Source organism: Geobacillus sp. FSL K6-0789, from assembly GCF_038593135.1.
Taxonomy (GTDB): domain Bacteria; phylum Bacillota; class Bacilli; order Bacillales; family Anoxybacillaceae; genus Geobacillus; species Geobacillus stearothermophilus.
The window spans coordinates 34,870-58,330 of sequence record NZ_CP151966.1; the positions used below are offsets into that span (position 1 = coordinate 34,870).

25 protein-coding genes and 1 rRNA gene are annotated in these 23,461 nt (G+C 52.3%); 25 read left to right on the forward strand and 1 reads right to left on the reverse strand.

The genetic code is table 11. The features are described 5' to 3' along the window. Nucleotides 1–29 precede the first annotated feature (29 nt). The 10 genes from rrf to rsmI all read left to right on the forward strand — a co-directional run bounded on the left by rrf (nucleotide 30) and on the right by rsmI (nucleotide 8,628). A 5S ribosomal RNA gene (gene rrf / locus NSQ51_RS00160) occupies nucleotides 30–146 on the forward strand. Nucleotides 147–265: 119 nt separating this feature from the next. Further along, nucleotides 266–472, forward strand: a complete 207-nt coding sequence (locus NSQ51_RS00165; protein ID WP_033009017.1) for a sigma factor G inhibitor Gin — start codon at nucleotides 266–268, stop codon at nucleotides 470–472. Nucleotides 473–715: 243 nt separating this feature from the next. Further along, nucleotides 716–2,083 carry an ISLre2 family transposase gene (locus tag NSQ51_RS00170; protein WP_328058618.1) on the forward strand — a complete coding sequence of 456 codons (1,368 nt, stop codon included), beginning with the start codon at nucleotides 716–718 and terminating at the stop codon, nucleotides 2,081–2,083. Between the two features lie 424 nt (nucleotides 2,084–2,507). After that, on the forward strand, nucleotides 2,508–3,947 hold the full coding sequence (locus tag NSQ51_RS00175; RefSeq protein WP_033014214.1) for an aminotransferase class I/II-fold pyridoxal phosphate-dependent enzyme: 1,440 nt from the start codon (nucleotides 2,508–2,510) through the stop codon (nucleotides 3,945–3,947). A 20-nt stretch (nucleotides 3,948–3,967) separates the two neighbouring features. Beyond that, nucleotides 3,968–4,642 (forward strand): dTMP kinase, encoded by a 675-nt coding sequence (tmk, locus tag NSQ51_RS00180; RefSeq protein ID WP_033009015.1) that lies wholly within the window; start codon nucleotides 3,968–3,970, stop codon nucleotides 4,640–4,642. A 37-nt stretch (nucleotides 4,643–4,679) separates the two neighbouring features. Further along, nucleotides 4,680–5,672: a DNA polymerase III subunit delta' gene (gene holB / locus NSQ51_RS00185; protein ID WP_033009012.1), complete on the forward strand. Its 993-nt coding sequence runs from the start codon at nucleotides 4,680–4,682 to the stop codon at nucleotides 5,670–5,672. A 13-nt stretch (nucleotides 5,673–5,685) separates the two neighbouring features. After that, nucleotides 5,686–6,513, forward strand: a complete 828-nt coding sequence (locus NSQ51_RS00190) for a stage 0 sporulation family protein (protein ID WP_049624435.1) — start codon at nucleotides 5,686–5,688, stop codon at nucleotides 6,511–6,513. A gap of 16 nt (nucleotides 6,514–6,529) precedes the next feature. Further along, nucleotides 6,530–6,892 (forward strand): DNA replication initiation control protein YabA, encoded by a 363-nt coding sequence (yabA, locus tag NSQ51_RS00195; RefSeq protein WP_033009009.1) that lies wholly within the window; start codon nucleotides 6,530–6,532, stop codon nucleotides 6,890–6,892. Between the two features lie 62 nt (nucleotides 6,893–6,954). Then, nucleotides 6,955–7,704: a tRNA1(Val) (adenine(37)-N6)-methyltransferase gene (locus NSQ51_RS00200; RefSeq protein WP_033014217.1), complete on the forward strand. Its 750-nt coding sequence runs from the start codon at nucleotides 6,955–6,957 to the stop codon at nucleotides 7,702–7,704. Between the two features lie 15 nt (nucleotides 7,705–7,719). Beyond that, nucleotides 7,720–8,628, forward strand: a complete 909-nt coding sequence (rsmI, locus tag NSQ51_RS00205) for a 16S rRNA (cytidine(1402)-2'-O)-methyltransferase (protein ID WP_033014213.1) — start codon at nucleotides 7,720–7,722, stop codon at nucleotides 8,626–8,628. Nucleotides 8,629–8,647: 19 nt separating this feature from the next. On the opposite strand, the gene NSQ51_RS00210 is transcribed toward rsmI, so the two are convergent. After that, on the reverse strand, nucleotides 8,648–8,941 hold the full coding sequence (locus NSQ51_RS00210; protein WP_033009007.1) for an AbrB/MazE/SpoVT family DNA-binding domain-containing protein: 294 nt from the start codon (nucleotides 8,939–8,941) through the stop codon (nucleotides 8,648–8,650). Between the two features lie 394 nt (nucleotides 8,942–9,335). Here NSQ51_RS00210 and metG point away from each other — a divergent pair, with 394 nt between their 5' ends. From metG to NSQ51_RS00285, 15 genes are all read left to right on the forward strand, one after another. Further along, a complete protein-coding gene (metG, locus tag NSQ51_RS00215; RefSeq protein WP_033014212.1) occupies nucleotides 9,336–11,285 on the forward strand; it encodes a methionine--tRNA ligase in 1,950 nt (649 codons plus the stop codon). A gap of 137 nt (nucleotides 11,286–11,422) precedes the next feature. Then, a complete protein-coding gene (locus NSQ51_RS00220; protein ID WP_033009004.1) occupies nucleotides 11,423–12,193 on the forward strand; it encodes a TatD family hydrolase in 771 nt (256 codons plus the stop codon). A 197-nt stretch (nucleotides 12,194–12,390) separates the two neighbouring features. Then, nucleotides 12,391–13,596 (forward strand): G5 and 3D domain-containing protein, encoded by a 1,206-nt coding sequence (locus NSQ51_RS00225; RefSeq protein ID WP_049624436.1) that lies wholly within the window; start codon nucleotides 12,391–12,393, stop codon nucleotides 13,594–13,596. A gap of 258 nt (nucleotides 13,597–13,854) precedes the next feature. Further along, nucleotides 13,855–14,418 carry a ribonuclease M5 gene (gene rnmV, locus NSQ51_RS00230; protein WP_033009000.1) on the forward strand — a complete coding sequence of 188 codons (564 nt, stop codon included), beginning with the start codon at nucleotides 13,855–13,857 and terminating at the stop codon, nucleotides 14,416–14,418. Beyond that, nucleotides 14,411–15,292 (forward strand): 16S rRNA (adenine(1518)-N(6)/adenine(1519)-N(6))-dimethyltransferase RsmA, encoded by an 882-nt coding sequence (gene rsmA / locus NSQ51_RS00235; RefSeq protein WP_033008999.1) that lies wholly within the window; start codon nucleotides 14,411–14,413, stop codon nucleotides 15,290–15,292. The genes rnmV and rsmA overlap by 8 nt, the downstream gene beginning before the upstream one ends. Before the next feature lie 92 nt (nucleotides 15,293–15,384). Continuing rightward, nucleotides 15,385–16,281, forward strand: a complete 897-nt coding sequence (gene yabG / locus NSQ51_RS00240; RefSeq protein WP_033014209.1) for a sporulation peptidase YabG — start codon at nucleotides 15,385–15,387, stop codon at nucleotides 16,279–16,281. A 183-nt stretch (nucleotides 16,282–16,464) separates the two neighbouring features. After that, entirely contained in the window at nucleotides 16,465–16,722 is a 258-nt protein-coding gene (locus NSQ51_RS00245; RefSeq protein WP_033008996.1) for a Veg family protein, read from the forward strand. Between the two features lie 193 nt (nucleotides 16,723–16,915). Further along, entirely contained in the window at nucleotides 16,916–17,095 is a 180-nt protein-coding gene (locus tag NSQ51_RS00250) for a small, acid-soluble spore protein, alpha/beta type (RefSeq protein WP_011886605.1), read from the forward strand. A gap of 224 nt (nucleotides 17,096–17,319) precedes the next feature. Further along, a complete protein-coding gene (ispE, locus tag NSQ51_RS00255; RefSeq protein WP_033014208.1) occupies nucleotides 17,320–18,192 on the forward strand; it encodes a 4-(cytidine 5'-diphospho)-2-C-methyl-D-erythritol kinase in 873 nt (290 codons plus the stop codon). Nucleotides 18,193–18,247: 55 nt separating this feature from the next. Further along, nucleotides 18,248–19,069, forward strand: a complete 822-nt coding sequence (gene purR / locus NSQ51_RS00260) for a pur operon repressor (RefSeq protein WP_049624437.1) — start codon at nucleotides 18,248–18,250, stop codon at nucleotides 19,067–19,069. Between the two features lie 47 nt (nucleotides 19,070–19,116). Then, nucleotides 19,117–19,491: a RidA family protein gene (locus NSQ51_RS00265; RefSeq protein ID WP_033008991.1), complete on the forward strand. Its 375-nt coding sequence runs from the start codon at nucleotides 19,117–19,119 to the stop codon at nucleotides 19,489–19,491. 127 nt (nucleotides 19,492–19,618) lie between these two features. Continuing rightward, nucleotides 19,619–19,909, forward strand: a complete 291-nt coding sequence (gene spoVG / locus NSQ51_RS00270; RefSeq protein ID WP_003247437.1) for a septation regulator SpoVG — start codon at nucleotides 19,619–19,621, stop codon at nucleotides 19,907–19,909. Between the two features lie 469 nt (nucleotides 19,910–20,378). Then, the gene (gene glmU, locus NSQ51_RS00275; RefSeq protein WP_033008990.1) at nucleotides 20,379–21,755 is read left to right on the forward strand and encodes a bifunctional UDP-N-acetylglucosamine diphosphorylase/glucosamine-1-phosphate N-acetyltransferase GlmU; all 1,377 of its coding nucleotides are present in this window, start codon (nucleotides 20,379–20,381) and stop codon (nucleotides 21,753–21,755) included. A gap of 12 nt (nucleotides 21,756–21,767) precedes the next feature. Next, nucleotides 21,768–22,715, forward strand: a complete 948-nt coding sequence (locus NSQ51_RS00280; protein ID WP_049624439.1) for a ribose-phosphate diphosphokinase — start codon at nucleotides 21,768–21,770, stop codon at nucleotides 22,713–22,715. Nucleotides 22,716–22,792: 77 nt separating this feature from the next. Further along, the gene (locus NSQ51_RS00285) at nucleotides 22,793–23,425 is read left to right on the forward strand and encodes a 50S ribosomal protein L25/general stress protein Ctc (protein WP_033014203.1); all 633 of its coding nucleotides are present in this window, start codon (nucleotides 22,793–22,795) and stop codon (nucleotides 23,423–23,425) included. Nucleotides 23,426–23,461: the final 36 nt, after the last annotated feature.

Here is a 23,461-nt window from a genome sequence, read left to right on the forward strand (position 1 = left end):
GGGAACGAATTCCTGACAACCTCATATGGCCTAGTGGTGATAGCGGAGGGGAAACACCCGTTCCCATCCCGAACACGGAAGTTAAGCCCTCCAGCGCCGATGGTAGTTGGGGCCAGCGCCCCTGCAAGAGTAGGTCGTTGCTAGGCGGAAAACAGAGCCCCCCATTGTGCATAACGCGCAATGGGGTGCTTTTTTTTACCCTTTATCGTCTACTAGTATAGAATGTTATCAGTGTGGGAAACATAGAGAATGGGAGGTGGAAAGCGTGGGGGCGCCGGTGATTGGGAAAAATCGACGTGAAAAAGTTTGTCTCGTTTGTGAGCAAGAAAAAGAGAAGGGCATTTTCCTTTTTGGCCATTTTCTTTGTATTGACTGCAACCAAGCGATTGTACAAACGAATACGGATGACCCAAATTACGCATTTTATGTGCAGAAGCTTCGGAAAATGGTTGCGTCGAAAATTTACTCATGAAGGCCTGTACAGGGCCTGTTTTTATTTTTCTTCGGGAAAAATGGCGGCCGCTGTGTGTGAGTAAAATATTTGTGGGTGACATTCCGAAATGATCCCCGACGAGGGTTGCGAACTTTTGTTCGCGACGCTCGTCGGGGCCACCAAGCGAAGCGCGGTAGAAAAAAGCAAATGTCATGCAAAAAGGACTCTCTCCCTGCTATGATGGTGATGACCAACATCCATAAAACAGGAGGGAGAGAGTCCATGAAACATCTTACCACAGAATGGCCTTTATTAAAAGAGCTGGAGGAACAATTAGTCAGAACTCTTCAAAAGGTGTTCGCTGTCTTGTTGGCGACCCTTTTGGAGGAGATTGATCAACAACTGGCGGAAGCGCGGGACAAGCGCCGGTATCAGCTGAAAGACAAACGGCCGACCACGATCCAAACGCTGTTTGGAGAAGTGACGTTCCGACGGAACTACTACTATGATCGGCAGGCGGGGGCGTATACCTTCTTGCTGGATGCCGAACTGGGCTTTGATGGAGCGCAGTCGATCAGCCCTTGCCTCGAGGAAACGGCGGTCGAGTTGGCCGTAGAGTGCTCTTCCTACCGCAAAGCGGCCCGTACGTTGGAGTCGATCGTGGGGTATGCGGTCCTAAGCCACGAGGCGATTCGCCAACTGGTGCTGGAGGCCCCTGTCTCGCTGCACCGCCCTGTTTCCCAACGGCACGGCCGAGTGCTATTTGTGGAGGCGGATGGGCTGTTCATTTCCCGCCAGGGGAAAGGGAAACGGGCGAAAGAAGAGAAAATCCTGGCGGTTCACGAGGGATGGAAACGAAACGGTTCGCAGCTCGAGCTCGTGAACCGGCGCCACTACCTCCATGAAGGGGCGGGAGACGTGTGGGAACGGTTTGAAGAGTGGCTGATGAACGAATATGCCTATGATCCGTGCCGGGACCTTTTGATCATCAACGGCGACGCGGCGTCGTGGATCACGGCCTGCCGGGAGTATTTTGGGAAGCGGGCGTGCTTTCAGCTGGATCGATTTCATGTGGCGCGGGAGCTGCGTCAGTGTCTGTCCGGCCATCCGCGTTGGCGGGAGGTGCGGAGGAAGCTGGCGAAACAAGACGAAGAAGGACTTTTGGTCGAGCTGAACAGCGCGGTCGGCACGTTGGGGGACGAAGGCAAAGAACAACAGCTGGCCGCCTTGATTCGCCGGATCGAGTCGATGCCGGGATGCATCCGGGACTATCGGGAGTGGCTGTCGGAGCAAGGGGTGGAGACGACCGGCATGCGTCCGATGGGCCACGCCGAGAGCGTGATGAGCCGGTTTGCGCATCGGGTGAAATCCCGCCGCAGCTGGAAAGACCAAGGGCTTCGGGCGTTTCTGAGGGCGATGGCGGCCCGAATCGACGGGATTTGGCGGAGAAATGGGCAGTTGGTGGAGGAAGAAGAGACCCGAACGGCGGCCTCGGCCTCAACAAAGTCCAAGCGGGTTGAACAGGCCAAACGGAAGGCCGGACGGTTATGGGCAGATGTGGTGCGTCAGAATCTACCGTGTCTGCAGCGGTCATCCGGGACGCCGATCCATCAAGCGTTGTCGGCGCTCCGGGATGGTGGTTGGGTGTAAAAAAATGGAATACAATATCATCACTTCAAGATGAGGGATGAGAGTCCGAAAGCGCTTACGATATGAATTCCTTAAAATGGTTCGCTAACTAGTGATTGACAACGCCCGTAGTGAACCGAAAAAATGTTCTCCACAAAGTCTTGACTGACTCGGCCGCTGTCTGTTCATTTTCTTTCCGGCTGGTTCATGTTAATATTATTTTTAGCATTTCCCATCAGGCTGGCGAAACACAATGATTTCGGCCGACCCGTGTTTTGGGCTGCAAGGGAAGAGCTGTTTTGAAAAGGTTTCTCATCTTGGAAAAAGCACGTTTGGGGCCGATGGTTCAACCAATCATCAGCCTTCATACATATCGGGTGTCTGTGTACTTTTGGTGCATGCGGACGTTGCACTTCGTAAATGATGATTAGGAAAGAGGATCATGATGGATCAAGCGAAAACTCCTTTATATGATGCATTGGCACGGCATTGGGCCCGCCGCCCCGTGTCTTTCCATGTGCCGGGGCATAAGTATGGGGCGTTGTTTCCGCCGCAGGCAACGGAATTTTTTGCGCCGTTGCTGGCTCTTGATGCGACGGAGATCGGGGGGCTTGACGATTTGCATCATCCGGAATCGGTTATCGCTGAGGCGCAGTCATTGGCGGCTGAACTGTATGGGGCTGCTAAGACATTTTTCCTTGTCAACGGGTCAACAGCGGGCAATTTAGCGATGATTGCCGCTGTATGCGATAAAAATAAACAGAAAGTCATCGTACAGCGCAACTGCCATAAGTCAGTGATGCATGCGCTGCAAATCGCGGGGGCGGCTCCGATTCTCCTTTCCCCCGAATTTGACAGCGATGTACGCGTCGCCTCGCATGTTCGTGCCGAAGCTGTCAAGGAAGCGCTTGAGCTTCATCGCGATGCGGCAGCTGTTGTGTTGACCAATCCAAACTATTACGGGATGTCTATTGATGTAACGGACATCGTCCGCTTTGCCCATGAACGCGGCGTTCCCGTTCTAGTTGATGAAGCGCATGGCGCCCATTTTGCGGCTGGCCCGCCGTTTCCTCAGTCAGCGCTTGCCTGCGGCGCCGATGTCGTTATCCAGTCGGCGCATAAAACGCTGCCGGCGATGACGATGGGAGCGTTTTTGCATGTAAACAGCGAGCGGGTTGATCTTGAACGGTTGAAATATTTTTTGCAGTTGTTTCAGTCAAGCAGCCCGTCTTACCCGATTATGGCCTCGCTCGATTTGGCGCGGCGCTACGTCGCTCAGCTGACGGTGGACGATGTCGCGGCGATTGTCGCTGAAATTGACGGATTTAAGACAGCGCTTGATCGTATTAGCGGGGTGGCGGTCGTTTCCTCCCGTCAGCCCGGTGTTCAAACCGATCCGCTGAAGGTGACGGTGCAGACGCGCAGCTCGCTGACGGGCTATGAACTGCAGCGGCGTCTTGAGGAAGAAGGAGTGTTTGCCGAACTGGCTGATCCTTCCAATGTTTTGCTCATTTGCCCGCTTGCTGCCACTGGACGGTTGATGGAGGCGGCGGAGAAAATCAAATGGGCGTGGCGCGATCTGCCGGTTGAGGAAACGCCGCCGTTTGACTTCATCCCTTGCGTACATCCTCCGATGTCGACGGTGGTTCCATACGATGAGTTGCGCCATGTGCGGACAAAAGCCGTCGCGATCGAGGAGGCGGAAGGGTGCATAGCGGCGGAAACGGTTATTCCGTATCCACCCGGGGTGCCGCTCGTTTGGGTTGGGGAGCGGATTGACGGGCGCCATATTGAGCAGATTCGCCGTCTTCTCGGCCATCGGGCGCATATACAAGGAGGGAGCCGGCTTAGGCACGGGCAGCTGGTCGTCTATGAACTCGAATGAGAGAAAGGATGCCGTGAACGATGAACGGGTATTTTTTTTCGTTTGAAGGGCCGGAGGGGGCTGGAAAAACGACGATGGTCGGCAAGCTCGAATCGTTGTTGCGCAAGCGTGGATTTGACGTGATGGCGACGAGGGAGCCGGGCGGGGTGCGCATCGCCGAGGCGATTCGCGCCATTATTTTGAATCGCGATTATACGGAAATGGATGGACGGACGGAAGCATTGCTGTACGCGGCGGCCCGGCGCCAACACTTGCTCGAGAAGATCGTGCCGGCGCTTGAGGCGGGGCGCATTGTTCTTTGCGACCGGTTTGTGGACAGTTCGTTGGCTTACCAAGGGTTTGCCCGTGGGCTTGGCATTGAGGAGGTATGGAAAATTAACGAGTTTGCCATTGATGGATATATGCCATCGCTCACCATTTATTTCGATCTTGACCCAAAAATCGGGCTCGAACGGATTCGGAAACATACGGGGCGGGAGGTCAACCGGCTCGATCTCGAGGCGTTGTCTTTCCATACGAAAGTCAGGGAGGGGTACTGGAAGCTCGCCAAGCGGTTTGCCGACCGAATCGTGGTGATCGATGCGAGCCGGCCGCTCGATGTCGTGTTTGACGAGACGGCCGCGGCAGTGCTCGCCTGCCTGGAAGGAAGATCAAAGCGCGATTTCCATGAATCCGGCCGTGATGATTTGCCATAAACATGATAGAATAGAAGGTAAGAAATGAGAGAGAGTGATGGCGATGCGATGGGAGCAGCTGGCCAAGCATCAGCCGGTGGCGGCGAAAATGCTGCAAAGCGGCCTTGAAAAAGGGCGGATTTCCCATGCGTACTTGTTTGAAGGGCAGAGGGGGACGGGAAAAAAAGCCGCTAGCTTGTTGTTGGCAAAAAGCTTGTTTTGCTTGTCCCCGTCAGGAATCGCCCCGTGTTTGGAATGCCGCAACTGCCGGCGCATCGATTCCGGCAACCATCCGGACGTTCGGATGATCAGCCCGGATGGAGGGTCGATCAAGAAAGAGCAAATCGAATGGCTGCAACAAGAGTTTACAAAAACAGCCGTTGAGTCGGATAAGAAGATGTATATCGTCGAGCACGCCGATCAAATGACAGCCAGCGCAGCCAACAGCCTGCTGAAGTTTCTGGAGGAGCCGCATCCGGGAACGGTGGCCGTGCTGTTGACCGAGCAATATCACCGAATGTTAGGAACGATTATTTCCCGCTGTCAAGTTCTTTCTTTCCGACCGCTGCCGCCGGCGGAACTCGCGGCCCGGCTCATGGAGGAGCGCGTGCCGCCTTCGTTGGCGTTGCTGGCGGCCCACGTGACGAACAGCTACGATGAGGCGTTGGCGATCAGTCAAGACCGTTGGTTTGCTGATGCGCGAACGTTAGTGCTACAATTGTATGAGATGCTCGGCAAACCGGAGCTGCAGTTGCTGTTTTTCATCCACGATCGTGTGGTTCCGCACTTTTCGGAAAAACACCAGCTTGACCTTGGCCTCGATTTGCTTTTATATATATACCGCGATTTATTGCATATTCAGGTGGGACGGAGCGAGGGCGCCCTCTATCGCGACCATCTTGACCGCCTGCAGCAGTGGGCGCTTTCTTGCCCGCAGCGGCGGATTTTGGACAGCATGGAAGCGATTTTGCAAGCGAAAGCGCGTTTAAATACAACGAACATGAGCCAGGCGCTGTTGATGGAGCAGCTCGTTCTTCAATTAAAGCGGTAAAGGAGGGAGAGCGTTGTATACTGTCGTCGGTGTCCGCTTTAAAAAAGCGGGGAAAATTTATTATTTTGATCCAGGTGATTTCATCATTCCCGTCGGCGAATTTGTCATCGTCGAAACGGCACGCGGCATTGAATACGGAAAAGTCGTCATCGCCAATAAACAAGTCGATGAAAACGATGTGGTGCTGCCGCTGAAAAAAGTGATCCGCGTCGCGAACGAAAAAGACAAATGGGTCGTTGAAGAAAATAAAAAAGCGGCGCGCGAGGCGTACGACATTTGTTTGCGCAAAGTGGAAGAGCACGGGCTGGAAATGAAGCTTGTTGATGTTGAATATACGTTTGACCGCAACAAAGTCATCTTTTATTTCACCGCCGATGGCCGCGTCGATTTCCGTGAGCTTGTCAAGGACTTGGCCTCGATTTTCCGGACGCGCATCGAGCTGCGGCAAATCGGGGTGCGCGATGAGGCGAAAATGCTTGGCGGCATTGGACCGTGCGGCCGCATGCTTTGCTGTTCGACCTTTCTTGGCGATTTTGAGCCGGTGTCGATCAAGATGGCGAAGGATCAAAACTTATCGCTCAACCCGACGAAAATTTCCGGGTTGTGCGGACGTCTCATGTGCTGCTTAAAATATGAGAGCGAGGAGTACGAAACAGCGAAAGAACAACTTCCTGATTTAGGGGAATATGTCGAAACGCCGTATGGCTTTGGCAAAGTCGTCGGGTTAAACATTTTGGAGCGGGTGTTGCAGATCGAATTGCCGGAGCACGGGCGGGTCGTTGAATATACGCTCGATGAGCTGATGAAGAACGGGACGCTGTCCATTCGTGTCGCAGATTAATTTGGGGTGGGGCCATGTGGAAAAGGTAGACAAAAAAGAAGTGTTTCAATTGGTGGCCAATATGGAGGAGCAGCTGAGCCATTTTTACCGTGAGCTTGTGCAGCTGAAGCAACGCGTATCAGAACTTCTCGAGGAGAACCATCAGCTGCAGATTGAAAACGCCCATTTGCGCCGGCGGCTCGAGCAGATGTCGGAAGCATGGGATGAGGAGAAGAAAAAAGAAACGAAACAGGGCAAAAAGCTGCTTGACATTGGCGAAGGGTATGACAATTTGGCACGCCTTTACCAAGAAGGATTCCATATTTGCCACGTCCACTACGGAAGCGTTCGCACGGAAGGCGATTGTTTGTTTTGCTTGTCGTTTTTGAACAAAAAATAAAGGCAGTGCTCCCCTTTCCATTTCGGAAAGGTTATTTTTTTCTATGGAGGATTGTGCGCAAAATGGTGGAATTGTACGCAGATGAACGACTCGATTATTTGCTCAATGAGGAGCTTCGCATTATCCAAAGTCCGTCTGTGTTTTCCTTTTCCCTTGATGCCGTGCTGCTTGCCCATTTTGCCTACATGCCGATTCAAAAGGGGAAGATTGTCGATTTATGCACAGGCAATGGGGTCATCCCGCTGCTGTTAAGCCGGCGGACAAAGGGGAAGATTATCGGCATCGAAATTCAGGAGCGGCTTTGCGACATGGCGAGGCGGAGCGTCGCATACAACGGACTTGAAGGACAAATTGAAATCATACACGGTGACATTAAAGAGGCGCCGCAGCGCATCGGCTACAGCCAGTATGATGTTGTCACATGCAACCCTCCGTATTTTCCGACTGTTGGCCGAGAGGAGCTAAGCAAAAATGAACATTTTGCCATCGCCCGCCATGAAATTTACTGCACGCTGGAGGATGTCGTTCGTGTCAGCAGCCAGCTGCTGAAACAAGGCGGAAAGGCGGCGTTCGTCCATCGGCCTGGACGGCTGTCCGACCTTGTGACGTTTATGCGCCGATACCGGCTCGAGCCGAAACGGATTCGGTTTGTATATCCAAAAGCGGGCAAAGAAGCGAACATGATTTTAATCGAGGGGATGAAAGATGCGAACCCGGACTTAAAAGTGTTGCCCCCGCTCATCGTGTATGGCGAGGATGATGAATATACCGAAGAAACGAAGCGCATTCTATACGGCATCATTTCATCGTAAAGGGGCGGGAGACGGATGCTTTGGCACCAAAAAAGCTTTGCTGACCGAGATAAACAAGGAACGCTGTACATCGTGCCGACGCCGATCGGCAATTTGGACGATATGACGTTTCGCGCTGTGCGGATCCTGCGGGAGGCGGACGTGATCGCTGCGGAAGACACAAGGCAGACGAAAAAGCTGTTGTCGCATTTCGACATTCATACGCCGCTCGTCAGCTACCATGAACACAATAAATATGCGAGCGGCCGGCAGCTTGTCGAATGGCTGAAAGAAGGGAAAACGGTGGCGCTGGTGAGCGACGCCGGCATGCCCGGCATTTCCGACCCTGGCTATGAGCTTGTTGCTGCTGCACTGGATGAACGGTGCCGCGTCGTGCCGCTTCCCGGAGCCAACGCGGCAGTGACGGCGCTCGTCGCCTCCGGGCTGCCAACGGAGCGTTTTTTGTTCGTCGGTTTTTTGGACCGGTCGAAAAAAGAAAAACGAGAGCAGCTGCTGTCGTTGAAAACAGCGCGGGAAACGTTGATTTTTTATGAGGCGCCCCATCGCTTGAAAGAAACGCTTTCTGTCATGTACGACGTGTTCGGTGAACGGCGCATTGCTCTTTGCCGTGAGCTGACGAAACGGTTTGAGGAATTCATCCGCGGCGATTTGAGCGAGGCGGTTGCTTGGGCCGAGACGGCGGACATCCGCGGCGAATTTTGCCTCATTGTCGAAGGGGCGCGCGGCGGTGGACATGAAGCCATGCAAGAGGAGGGGGCATGGTGGCAGCCGCTGTCGATTGTCGAACATGTCGACTATTATGTTCAAGAGCAGGGCCTTTCCGTAAAAGAAGCCGCAAAGCAGGCAGCGGCTGATCGGCATATGTCCAAACGCGACGTCTATCAACAGTACCATCAGCAGCAAGAAAAAAAAGAGTTTCTCTGAAACCAGAGAAACTCTTTTTTTACTCGTTGTCCGCCGCTTCTTGCAAATGCTGGCGGATTTCCTGCAGCAAAATTTCCGCGCCTTCGCGGCTTAAAATGATTTTGCCGCCCGCTAATTTAAAGTTGTCGTCCGATACTTCCCCCGTGACGACGCATGTCATATTCGGCTTATATTTTTTCAAAATGATGCGATCGTCATCGACGTAAATTTCCAATGCATCCTTTTCGTTAATGTCCAGTGTACGGCGCAACTCAATCGGGATGACGACACGGCCCAACTCATCGACTTTACGTACGATCCCCGTCGATTTCATCGTCTGCTCTCCTCTCCGCAATGATTTTTATCGTTTATTCGTCAATATTCGACAAATTTCCTACACCCTAATCATATCAGTGTTTCCATTATGCGTCAATCCTTTAATATGTAAAATTTTAAAAAAATGTATATTGTTATTGTGGAAAAAAGTTTGTGGTTGGGTATAAAGGAACATGAACCATTTTATTTGCCAAAACTCTATCCCTCTATAATAAATTCGCGGCGATTGCCCAAAATAAGGAGGTATTTTTGCCCATTTGCGTATATTTTTTTCGTCATGGAGAAATAGATGTTTTTGTACAATGAAAAAATTATGTAAAATAGAAGTAACGCCGCTCTCGTCCTCAGGACAGGGGCTTTTGTGCGCAACAGTACGAGGGAGGGCCTAACCGATGGAGAAAAAGACGTTTTATTTGACGACGCCGATTTATTACCCAAGCGACAAATTGCACATTGGCCATGCTTATACGACCGTGGCGGGGGATGCGATGGCTCGCTATAAGCGGCTGCGCGGCTATGATGTCATGTATTTGACCGGAACGGACGAACATGGGCAAAAAATTCAGCGCAAGGCGCAAGAAAAAGGGGTCACGCCGCAGCAATATGTCGACGACATTGTCGCCGGCATCCAAGAGTTGTGGAGAAAATTGGACATTTCATACGACGATTTTATCCGGACGACACAGGAGCGGCATAAAAAAATTGTCGAAAAGATTTTCGCCCGTCTTGTCGAACAAGGTGATATTTATTTAGGCGAGTATGAAGGCTGGTACTGCACGCCGTGCGAATCGTTTTACACCGAACGGCAGCTTGTTGACGGCAACTGCCCAGACTGCGGCCGGCCTGTTGAAAAAGTGAAAGAAGAGTCGTACTTTTTCCGGATGAGCAAATACGTCGACCGCCTGCTGCAATATTACGAAGAAAATCCAGATTTCATCCAGCCGGAATCGCGGAAAAACGAGATGATCAACAACTTCATCAAGCCGGGGCTCGAGGACTTGGCTGTATCGCGGACGACGTTTGACTGGGGCATTAAAGTGCCAGGTGACCCGAAGCACGTCATTTACGTCTGGATCGATGCGCTGGCCAACTACATCACAGCGCTCGGCTACGGTACGGACAACGATGAAAAGTTTCGCAAATATTGGCCGGCGGATGTCCATCTCGTCGGCAAGGAGATCGTCCGCTTCCATACGATTTACTGGCCGATCATGCTGATGGCGCTCGGCCTGCCGCTGCCGAAAAAAGTGTTCGGACATGGCTGGCTGCTGATGAAAGATGGGAAAATGTCGAAATCGAAAGGCAATGTCGTGGATCCGGTGATGATCATTGATCGTTACGGGCTTGATGCACTCCGCTACTATTTGCTGCGGGAAGTGCCGTTTGGCTCTGACGGGGTGTTTACGCCGGAAGGGTTTATCGAGCGCATCAATTACGATTTGGCCAACGATTTAGGCAATTTGTTGCACCGGACCGTCGCGATGATTGAGAAATATTTTGGCGGCGCGATTCCGCCGTACCGCGGCCCGAAAACGCCGTTTGACCGAGATCTTTCCGAAACGGCGCGCGAGGTTGTCCGTCAATATGAAGAGGCAATGGAGCGGATGGAGTTTTCCGTTGCCCTCTCCGCCGTTTGGCAGCTGATTGGCCGAACGAACAAATATATCGACGAAACGCAGCCATGGGTGTTGGCGAAAGAGGAAAGCAAACGGGAGGAACTTGCCTCTGTCATGGCCCATCTAGCCGAATCGCTCCGCTATACGGCGGTGTTGCTGCAGCCGTTTTTGACGCGCACGCCGGAGCGCATCTTCACCCAGCTCGGCATCAGCGACCGTTCATTGAAAGAGTGGGACAGCCTGTACGATTTCGGCCTTATTCCGGAAGGGACGAACGTGCAGAAAGGGGAGCCGCTCTTCCCACGCTTGGATATCGGCGTTGAAGTCGAGTACATTAAGGCGCATATGCAAGGCGGCAAACCGGCGGAAGCGGCCAAAGAGGAAAAACAAGCGGCTCGGGCGGAGGAAATCTCCATCGACGACTTTGCGAAAGTCGACTTGCGCGTCGCCGAAGTCGTGCACGCCGAGCGAATGAAAAACGCCGACAAGCTGTTGAAGCTCCAGCTTGATCTCGGCGGCGAGAAGCGGCAAGTGATTTCCGGCATCGCCGAGTTTTACAAGCCGGAGGAACTCATCGGCAAAAAGGTCATTTGCGTCGCCAACTTAAAACCGGCCAAGCTGCGCGGCGAATGGTCGGAAGGAATGATTTTGGCCGGAGGCAGCGGCGGCGGCTTTTCGTTGGCAACCGTCGACCAGCACGTGCCAAACGGCACAAAAATCAAATAATGCAACGAACGGATGAGGGGGTGTCGTCGTTGACACCTCCTTGTTGCTATTTTGTAATGGAAATGTTACTAAATTGTGACATACGTAACTAATTTCTATGCTACACTTAACATCAAGGTGGAAAAGAGGGACTTCGTATGCTTTTTGACACTCATGCTCATTTGAACGCCGTCCAATATGAGGAAGACTTGGAGCAAGTGATCGAGCGCGCCCGCGCTGAAGGAGTTTCGCACATCGTGGTTGTCGGGTTTGACCGGCCGACGATTGACCGGGCGATCGAGCTCGCTGAGCGATATCCGTTTATTTATGCAGCGGTCGGCTGGCATCCGGTCGATGCGATTGATATGACCGATGACGACTTGGAGATGATTGAACAGCTCGCCGCCCATCCGAAAGTGGTGGCCCTCGGCGAGATGGGACTCGATTACCATTGGGACAAATCGCCGAAAGACGTGCAGCAAGACGTTTTCCGCCGGCAAATCGCGCTGGCGAAAAAAGTGAAGCTGCCGATCATCATCCATAACCGTGAGGCAACAGCCGATATTTTAAAAATTTTGCAAGAGGAAAACGCTGCTGAAGTCGGTGGGATTATGCATTGTTTCAGCGGCAGCGTTGAGGTGGCCAAACAATGCATTGACATGAACTTTTTCATTTCCCTTGGCGGCCCGGTCACGTTTAAAAATGCGAAAAAGCCGAAAGAAGTGGCGAAAGAAATTCCGCTCCGCCATTTGTTAATCGAGACGGATTGCCCGTATTTAACGCCTCACCCTTTCCGTGGAAAACGAAATGAGCCGAGCTATGTCAAATACGTTGCCGAGGCCATCGCGGAAATTAAAAACGTTTCTTTTGCCGAAGTAGCGGAAACAACGGCGGAAAATGCCAAAAAATTGTTCGCCATCGACCGCTAAAATTAGGCGTCGAATAGCGGGGAGGCTTGTCGAAGGTGCGGCGAAGACGATAAAATTCTACAAATTCAGCCGATATGAACCAACCGCGTGTCGACAAGTCTTCCTTCCTTTTTCACTGAATTTTCCGCATAATAGAGTATGCTCGCGCGTACATGTTAGAGGGAGAGGGGATTTCAGAGGAAAAGGAGGCGTTTCCGATGTTGCCAAACAGGAGAAAGTGGCTGGACTTATGGAGGAAAAATGCGACCGTTACGGCGAGCGGATTTCTCGCCATCTCGGCAACCACAGGGGTGGCCGGCTACGAGATGGCCAAAGATGATGTAACACTCACGATCAACGGAAAAAAGCAGGAAATCTGCACTTATGCGAAGGATGTGGAGGAACTGCTTGAGGAACAAGGCATTCAGCCTCGCAAGGAAGATTACGTCTATCCGTCTCTAAATACACCGATCACCGACGATCTTCACATCATTTGGGAAGCAAGCAAAGAAGTGACATTGACGATCGATGGAAAAAAGAAAAAAATATGGACGACGGCCGATACGGTCGGGGAATTGCTCCGTTCGCAACACGTGGCAGTCGGGCCGCATGACAAAGTGGCGCCGTCGCTTTCCGCCAAAGTTCAAAAAGGCATGAACATCGGCATTGAAAGGGCGTTTCCGGTTCGTCTAAATGTCGGCGGCAAACAGCAACAGGTATGGACCACTTCGACTACGGTCGCTGACTTTTTGAAACAGCAAGGGATCCCGTTGGGCCAATGGGACCGAATTGAACCTTCCTTGCAAGAAACAGTCAAAGCTGGGATGACGGTTTACATCGTTCGGATTAAAAAAGTCACCGATGTAGTGGAAGAGCCCGTCGACTTTGCCGTGGTGACGAAGCGGGACGATTCGCTGCCAAAAGGAGAGCGGCGCGTCATTGCACCCGGGGAAAAGGGAAAAATCGAAAAAACGTATGAAGTGACATTGGAAAACGGCAAAGAAGTGGCGCGCAAATTGCTGGCGACAAGAACGATAAAAGAGAGCAAACCGCGCATTGTCGCCATTGGCACTAAAACGGTGCACCCGGTTGCATCATCCGGCCGGCCGTCCTCGCGCGGCGCCGATCAAGCCGCGAAGGAGTTTTACGTCACCGCCACCGCCTATACCGCCTATTGTGAGGGTTGCTCAGGCATAACGAGAACAGGCATCAATTTGCGCCAAAATCCTTCCGTCAAAGTGATTGCCGTCGACCCGTCCATCATCCCCCTCGGGTCGAAGGTGTATGTGGAAGGATACGGATATGCTATTGCCGCTGACACCGGCTCAAGCATTCGCGGATATAAAATCGACGTGTTTTTCCCGGAACGGTCGGATGCGTTTGGTTGGGGCAGAAAGCGTGTCAAAATACGGGTGCTGCCATAGAAAGGCGATTGGAGAATGCAAGCGGAGGGGTTTTTCCCCTCTGCTTTTTTTCGCTATAATGGCATTGGGCCGCAACAATGCGCGTATTGCTCCATCTGTCTAATTAGACTTCTGATGCAGAAAAAAGTTTCAACAAAGTTGAAAAAATAAAATAGGGGCATGGAGCGGCGGCGGTTCGCTCTACCCTTTATTTTACCGGAAAGGAGGCATTGCAGAAATAGGAAAAATCGCTCATTCCGCTGTTTCTGCAATGATGGGATGAAGATTAAAGAAGTGATTGTCGTGGAAGGGAAAGATGATACAGCGGCGATCCGGCGCGCCGTTGATGCCGATACGATCGAAACAAACGGGGCGGCGGTGGGGGCGGAAGTCATCGAACGGATCAAGCTGGCGAAAGAGCGGCGCGGGGTGATCATCTTCACCGATCCCGACTTCCCCGGCGAGAAAATCCGCCGCACGATTGCCGAGCAAGTGCCGGGATGCAAACACGCCTTTTTGCCGCGCGAAGCCGCGAAAGCGAGAAGTGGGAAGGGCATTGGGGTCGAGCACGCTTCCCCCGACGACATTCGCCAGGCGCTTGCGAACGTGTATGAAGAGACAGCCGATTGGGAAGAAGAAATTACGTTTGCAGAATTGATTGAAGCCGGACTGGTTGGCGGGGAGATGGCGCGCCGGCGCCGGCAGCGGCTCGGGGAGGAGCTGAAAATCGGTTATGCCAACGGCCGACAGTTTCATAAGCGGCTGAAAGTGTTCCGCATTTCCCGAGACGCCTTTTACGCCGCGCTGGCGCAAGTGATGCGGGAGGAGGCGGGCGATGCATAAAGACATTGCAACACCGGGGCGGACGAAAGAAATTTTGGAGCGGTATGGTTTTTCGTTTAAAAAAAGCCTCGGACAAAACTTTTTGATTGACGCGAACATTTTGCGGAAAATTGTTGATGCTGCCGGCGTCTCCAGCGATACGGGGGCGATTGAAATCGGACCCGGCATCGGGGCGTTGACCGAACAGCTCGCACGGCGGGCAAAAAAGGTCGTCGCCTTTGAAATCGATGGCCGGCTGCTGCCGATTTTGGCGGATACATTGTCCCCCTACGACAATGTGCGCATTATTCACCAAGATGTGTTGAAGGCGGATTTGCATGCGGTCATTGCGGAAGAGCTGGCCGATGTGAACGACCGGATGGTGGTCGCTAACTTGCCGTATTATGTGACCACACCGATCATTATGAAGCTGCTTACCGACCGGCTCCCAATCCGCGGCATCGTCGTCATGCTGCAAAAAGAGGTGGCCGACCGCCTCGCTGCCAGGCCGGGAACGAAAGATTACGGCTCGCTGACGATTGCTGTGCAGTATTACACAGAGGCGGAAGTCGTGATGGCGGTGCCGCGCACCGTGTTTATGCCGCAGCCAAACGTCGATTCCGCCGTCATCCGGCTGACGAAACGGGCCCATCCGCCTGTCGCTGTTGAGGATGAGGATGTGTTTTTCCAAGTGGTGCGGGCGAGCTTTGCTCAGCGCCGCAAAACGCTGCTCAATAATTTAGTGAGCAGCTTGCCAGGCGGAAAAGAGAACAAAGAACAAATCGAACAGGCGCTTGCTGCGGTGGGCATCGATCCGCGCCGCCGCGGGGAAACGCTTCATATAACCGAGTTTGCCTCGTTAAGCAACGCATTGGCGCCGCTTTTTCGCCGTTGAGGCCGCAGCAGTTGAAAACAGGCGTCTATCACCTATTGTCCGCGTCTGCATATCGTATGGATGACAACGATTATGCAATGGAGTGAGCGGTGATGGACGTCAAAATCGGCGATATTGTCGCCCGCAAGTCTTACCAATGCGACGTATTGTTCCGCGTCATTGACCTTAAAGAAAAGAACGGGGAATGGGAAGCCATTTTATATGGCGAGGACGTGCGGCTTGTGGCCGACGCCCCGTGCAGCGACTTGGTCATTATCGATGAGCGGGGGCAACAAGAACGAAAAAGGCGGGAAATCGAACTGATTGAACAGTCATACTGGCTGTTTCGCCAAGATTATCAGATGATCAAGCAAAAAGTCGAGTATCGGGCAACCGGCGGGTACCGGGTGGAGAAAGATTTTTTTCAAATTCCGGGATGCGTCCTTCATTTGGACGGCGACCCGTTATATTTGCGCAAATGCATGGATTTGTATGAACGGATTGGGGTGCCGGTGCACGGCGTTTACTGTGAGGAAAGCGAGATGCCGGAAAAAGTCGGCTCCTTGATTGAGCAGTTTCGTCCGGATATTTTAGTCATTACCGGTCATGACTCGTATTCAAAGTCAAAAGGGAAGCTTCATGATTTGAAAGCGTACCGCCATTCACGCCATTTTGTTCAAACAGTGAAAGAAGCGCGCAAAAAAGTGCCGCATCTCGATCAGCTCATCATTTTCGCCGGCGCCTGCCAATCGCATTTTGAATCGCTCATCCGCGCGGGGGCGAATTTTGCCAGTTCGCCGGCGCGGGTCAACATTCACGCCTTAGATCCGGTTTATATCGTTTCTCGTCTCAGTTTTACCCCGTTTACGGAAACGGTCGATGTGTGGGATGTGCTTCGCAACACGCTGACCGGGGAAAAAGGGCTGGGTGGAGTCGAGACGAAAGGTGTGCTCCGCACCGGGATGCCGTTTCGCCTGATCGAAGAACGGGGGGAAAACCGCCGCAATTGACGGGCGGTTTTTTTATGTCTTTCGCCATATTTTTTACAAAAAAGTTCCACAAGGTACATAAAAAGAAGGATATTGTAGAAAAATATTCATTGACAGCAATAAAAACACGCTGATATAATTTTTATTTTTTTTGACTTTGAAGACCATCTTTGTTATAATTGCAAATAGTGAGGTGGATGACGAATGCCAAAAACTTTATCCGATATTAAAAAAGCGCTGGACTCTAATATCGGGAGACGTTTAACGTTGCGGGCCAACGGCGGACGCAGAAAAATGATCGAGCGTTGCGGCATTTTGGCGGAGACTTACCCATCGGTATTTGTCATTGAACTGGATCAAAAAGAAAACTCGTTTGAACGTGTATCGTTCAGCTACGCCGACGTGTTGACAGAGACCGTAAAGCTGACGTTTTGGGACGATGAGCAAGCAGGGGGGCAGTAGACAAATTTGTTTGCTGCTTTTTGTTTTGTCATAAATAGGCGGACATAAAGCCGCCTTCCCCACTTCATACTAAAACTGCCGCAGCCGCCTTTCATCTGCCCCATGACCAGGCGAGTCAGCCGGCTGTTGCGCCGGCGGGTTGCACAACGTTTCGCGCCTTAACGCCAACGAACATGGAAAGGGGTTGCTGACATTGGGTCGACGCCGCGGGGTTATGTCGCAACGCTTAAAAGAAGAGCTGGCAAAAGAGCTGGGCTTTTACGATGTCGTGCAGCGTGAAGGGTGGGGAGCCATCCGCGCGAAAGACGCAGGAAATATGGTAAGATTGGCGATTGAACGGGCGGAACGGCAGCTGGCCGGAAAAACGGAATAGCGCCGGCGGCGATGGCGCGCTGCGGCAAGGGTGCCCTAGCAGGGGCGCCCTTTTTACATATATCGTTTGGCGACGGCACCAGGACATGTTAATATGGTAAAATGGGTTGATGAAAAAAGCACGAATGTCACGCGGGAAAACGCTGAAAATAGGAAACAACGGGCGGATAGGCGGCTGGCCAGAAGCCGTTTATCATCAATGTGCGTGGAAGTAGGTGAAGATGAGTGAGGCTGTCGATCAAAGCGCCGGCAAAAATTAATTTATCACTTGATGTTCTTTATAAACGCCCCGATGGTTACCATGAAGTGAAAATGGTGATGACGACGATCGATTTGGCGGACCGCATTGAGCTTATTCCGCTGCCTGAGGAGGATGTGATCCGCATTGTGTCGCAAAACCGCTTTGTGCCGGATGATTGCCGCAATTTGGCGTACCAGGCGGCGAAACTGATGAAGGAGACGTTTTCGATCCGCCAAGGGGTGGCCATTTCGATTGCGAAGCATATTCCGGTGGCGGCCGGCCTGGCAGGGGGAAGCAGCGACGCGGCCGCAACGTTGCGCGGGCTCAACAAGCTTTGGCAGCTCGGATTGACCGTCCGGGAATTGGCTGAGCTTGGTGCGCAAATCGGCTCGGATGTTGCGTTTTGCGTCTACGGCGGAACAGCTGTGGCGACCGGGCGCGGCGAAATCATCACCCCCATCCCGTCGCCGCCGCCATGCTGGGTGGTGTTGGCCAAGCCCCCAATTGGCGTGTCGACGGCCGATGTGTACCGAAATTTGCAGCTTGAGCATGTCTGCCATCCGGATGTCGATGCAATGGTGAAAGCGATCGAACGGCAAGATTATGAGGGCATTTGCCGGTTGGTCGGCAACGTGTTGGAGGAAGTGACCTTAAAAAAATATCCGGAAGTTGCGCATATTAAAGAGCAAATGAAACGGTTCGGAGCTGATGCGGTGCTGATGAGCGGAAGCGGGCCGACAGTGTTTGGGCTGATCGAGCATGATTCGAGAATGCAGCGGGTGTATAACGGACTGCGGGGCTTTTGCGATCAAGTGTTTGCGGTCAGGCTGTTGGGGGAGCGGCATTCGCTTGATTAAACACGTACATTTTTGTTAAAATAAATTTATAATATTCGGTTTTAGGAGGTCGGCTATGAAGCTTAGGCGAAGCGGCCGTTTAGTCGATATGACGCATTATCTTCTCGAACGGCCACATCAGCTCATTCCGCTGACGTTTTTTGCCGATCGGTACGAATCGGCCAAATCATCGATCAGCGAAGACTTGACGATTATTAAACAAACGTTTGAGCGGCAAGGAATCGGGACGGTTCGGACGCTGCCCGGCGCGGCCGGCGGCGTGCAATACATTCCGAAAATGGTTGCCGGGGAGGCGGAGGAAGTGATCGCCTATTTGTGCGAGCAATTGTCGCGCCCGGACCGGCTTCTTCCCGGCGGATATTTGTATATGACCGACATTCTTGGCGACCCCCGTATTATGAACAAAATCGGCCGCCTTTATGCGTCGATGTTTGCCGACCGTCCGGTGGATGTTGTTATGACCATTGCCACCAATGGAATTCCGATCGCATATGCGATCGCCAATTTTTTGTATGTGCCGGTTGTGATTGTCCGCCATGACAATAAAGTGACGGAAGGGCCGATGGTGAGCATCAACTACGTATCCGGCTCGTCCAAACGCATCCAAACAATGGTTTTGTCGAAGCGCAGCCTGGCGGAGGGAGCCAACGTGCTGATTGTCGATGACTTCATGAAAGCGGGCGGCACGATCAACGGTATGGTCAGCTTATTGCAAGAGTTTAACGGCAACGTCTCCGGCATCGGTGTGCTCGTTGAGTCTGAGGAAGCAAAAGAGCGGCTTGTCGACGAGTACATCTCGCTCGTCAAACTGTTGGCGGTGGACGTGAAAGAAAAGCGGATCGCCGTCAAGGAAGGCAATTACAAAGCGTTTTTTTAGGCAGCCTGCTGCCTGATTATAAAACTTTAGAAAGGGGATTTCTTTCAATGAAAAAAGTGGAAACGACCAATGCGCCGCAAGCGATCGGCCCGTATTCACAAGCGATCATCGTCAACAATATGGTTTACAGCTCTGGGCAAATTCCGCTCACTCCAGAGGGGGAAATGGTAAAAGGCGACATTCAGGCGCAGACGCATCAAGTGTTTCAAAATTTGAAAGCAGTGCTGGAAGCCGCCGGTGCCTCACTCGACACAGTCGTGAAAACAACCGTTTTTTTAAAAAGCATGGATGATTTTGCGGCCATGAACGAAGTGTACAGTCAATATTTCCCGAACCATAAACCAGCGCGCTCATGCGTTGAGGTGGCTCGGCTGCCGAAAGACGCCCTAGTTGAAATCGAAGTCGTTGCCCTCGTGCGATAAAGAGGGGCGCATCCATCTTTTCCCTTGCTGAAATTTAGAAAAAATTTTTTGAAAAAGGAAGGAAATTGCCGAAAGGCGTGGAATTAATTACATCGAGTCTTATATAGGGGAAAAGGTGGTGAACATAATGGAAGTGACAGACGTAAGATTACGCCGCGTCAACACCGAAGGACGGATGAAAGCGATCGCCTCCATTACGTTGGACAATGAGTTCGTTGTCCATGACATCCGCGTCATTGACGGGAATAACGGCTTGTTTGTCGCGATGCCAAGCAAGCGTACACCGGACGGGGAGTTCCGCGATATCGCGCATCCGATCAACTCCGCTACGCGCGGAAAAATTCAAGAGGCGATCTTAGCTGAGTACCACCGCCTCGGGAAGCTGGAAGAAGAACTTGAAGAAGCGGGCGCTTCGTAAACATATGAAAGGGGGCTTAGGTGAAATTCACCAAGCTCCTTATTTTTTGCCATCCGCATTGTTTCCTTGAAAAGTGCTGTTGATTCATATATATTCAATTATGGGCGAACTACTCCCACTTCGCTTTGCTTGAAGTGGGAGCTTCTCAGTTCCATGACGAAAGCCATTTTTTCGTCTCCCTGAGCGTCACTTCGGGTCGTCCCAACCCTGGTTCGACGATTTGGGGTTTTTTTCGCGCCTTTGAATATGGTACGCATGGAAGGCTTCGCTTGTTTTCGCATTGAATGTTCTCCATGCAACCCGCTATATCTAGTTTACAAAGAACATGATATACATTGATTTGATTATGTGTTTTGGCTGATGCCACCGGCATTCCCCCGCTGGTCGTGGGGCTTCGTCTTTCACGCGCTTGAAGTGGGGGGATCTTCTCTTGGGACTATGATTAAAAGGATAATTGGAGGCTTTTCACATGAAGCGATATGCGGTCGTTTTGGCGGCCGGACAAGGAACGCGGATGAAGTCGAAGCAGTATAAGGTGCTTCATCCCGTTTGCGGCAAGCCAATGGTTCAGCACGTCATGGATCAAGTATCCAAACTTGGGGTGGAAAAAACCGTCACGGTCGTTGGATTTGGGGCGGAGCAGGTGAAAGAGCAGCTTGGCGCCCAATGCGAGTACGCATTGCAAGAGGAACAGCTTGGGACGGCGCATGCGGTGATGCAGGCAGCCCCATATTTGCAAGGTCTCGAAGGGGTGACGATCGTCGTCTGCGGAGACACGCCGCTCATCACCGCTGAGACGATGAAGGCGCTCGTCGAGCACCATTTGGCCGCCAAAGCGAAGGCGACGGTATTGACAGCCATCGCTGACGACCCGGCTGGATATGGCCGCATCGTCCGCAACAGTGCCGGCGGCGTTGAAAAAATTGTTGAACATAAAGATGCGAATGAAGAGGAACGGGCTATTCGCGAGATTAACACTGGAACGTATTGCTTTGACAACCAAACATTGTTTCAAGCGCTTACAAACGTGACAAACAACAACGCCCAAGGGGAATATTATTTAACCGACGTGATTGAAATTATCAAAGCGGGCGGCGGCACAGTATCCGCTTATCAGGCGCCGTCATTTGAGGAAACGATCGGGGTCAATGACCGCATCGCCCTTGCCGAGGCGGAGCGGATCATGCGCGAGCGCATTTGCCGCCGGCATATGGAAAACGGGGTTACGATCATCGACCCGGGCTGCACGTATATTTCCGCCGACGCGACGATTGGCCGCGATACGGTCATTTATCCCGGCACAGTCATCGAAGGCGAAACAGTGATCGGCGAGGATTGCACGATTGGACCGCATGCGGAAATTAAAAACTGTCATATCGGCCACCGCACGTCCATCCGCCATTCGGTCGCCCATGACAGCGAGATCGGCAACGATGTCACGATCGGCCCGTTCGCCCATATCCGTCCGCTGTCGAAAATTGATGACGAGGTGCGGATCGGCAATTTTGTCGAGGTGAAAAAATCGACGTTCGGCAAAGGAAGCAAAGCCTCGCATTTAAGCTATATCGGCGACGCGCAAGTCGGCGCCGATGTCAACCTTGGTTGCGGGTCGATTACCGTCAACTATGATGGCGTGCATAAGTATATGACCAAAATTGAAGACGGGGCGTTTATCGGCTGCAACGTCAACTTGATTGCCCCGGTTACGGTCGGCCGGGGCGCTTACGTCGCCGCCGGATCGACGATCACCGACGACGTTCCCGGCCGCGCCCTCGCCATCGCCCGCGCCCGGCAAGTCAATAAAGAACATTATGTTGATCGCCTGCCAGGCAAGAAAAAATCTTAATGGAGGTTTATCATGTCTGAATGCCAGCACCAACTAAAGTTGTTCGCCCTTAACTCGAACATGAGGCTAGCGAAAGAAATTGCGGAAGTCATGGGGATCGAGCTTAGCAAATGTTCCGTTTCCCGCTTTAGCGACGGGGAGATCCAAATTAACATTGAGGAAAGCATCCGCGGCGACGATGTATTTGTCATTCAATCGACGAGCGTCCCGGTCAATGAGCATTTAATGGAGCTGCTCATTATGATCGATGCGTTAAAGCGGGCGTCAGCGCGTACGATCAATATCGTCATCCCGTATTACGGCTATGCCCGCCAAGACCGGAAAGCGCGGGCGCGCGAGCCGATCACGGCCAAGCTGGTGGCGAACTTGCTTGAGACGGCCGGGGCGTCGCGCGTCATTACGCTTGATTTGCATGCCCCGCAAATCCAAGGGTTTTTTGATATCCCGATCGATCATCTAATGGGCGTGCCGATTTTGGCTGATTATTTTAAAAGCAAACAGTTGGATGACATTGTCGTTGTGTCCCCGGATCACGGCGGCGTAACGCGGGCGCGCAAACTCGCCGACCGTCTGAAAGCGCCATTGGCGATCATCGACAAACGCCGGCCGCGCCCGAACGCGGTGGAAGTGATGAACATTATTGGGCAAGTGAGCGGGAAAACGGCCATTTTGATTGACGACATTATCGACACGGCCGGCACGATTATGCTCGCGGCGAACGCTCTTGTTGAACATGGGGCGAAGGAAGTGTACGCGTGCTGCACCCATCCGGTGCTGTCTGGTCCAGCGATCGAGCGCATTCAAAGTTCCAAAATTAAGGAACTGGTCGTCACCAATTCGATTGCCTTGCCAGAAGAAAAGAAAATTGATAAAATTGTAGAGCTGTCGGTGGCGCCGCTCATTGCTGAAGCGATTACGCGCGTGTATGAAATGAAGTCTGTCAGCGTCCTGTTCGACTAACGCAAGAAAACATGTTTAGCCCTTCTTGTTTTAGGATAAAGTAGTCAATAGATTCTAATTCAGGAAGGTGAAGAAACATGGCGATTGTGTTGGAAGCGAAAGAACGCACAGACAAAAAACGTTCGACATTGCGGCGTATTCGTTCGCAAGGGGGCATTCCAGCGATTTTGTACGGCAAAAAAGTCGAAAACAAAATGATTTTTGTCAGCGCTGCTGAATTGGAGAAGGTGCTTCGTGAAGGTGGGCGCACGAGCTTGATAACATTGAAAGTCGGCGGCGACGACTATTCGGTGCTCTTGCGCGAGCTGCAGCGCGATCCGCTGCGCGGCGAGCTCCTTCACGCTGATTTTCAAGCGGTCGACATGTCGACAGAAGTCGATATTGACGTAGAAGTCCGATTGGTGGGCGAAGCGCCGGGGGTAAAAGACGGCGGCGTGTTGCAGCAAAACTTGCATGAGTTGTCGATCCGCGTCTTGCCGGCGAACATTCCGCCAGCGATTGAAGTGGACATCTCCGGTTTGCAAGTCGGCGATACCGTCACGGTTGGCGATGTGCAGACAGATGGAAAATTTGAAATTAACCATGAACCTTCCGAAGTGATTGCGACGATCTTGCCGCCGCAGCAGGAAGAGGAAATCCATAGCGGCGAGCAGCAAGAGCCGGGGCAGCCTGATGCCGAGGAAGGAAGAGAGACGACGCCAGAAAAGTGACAGACGTAACCGTTTCGGTTACGTCTTTTGTAGTAT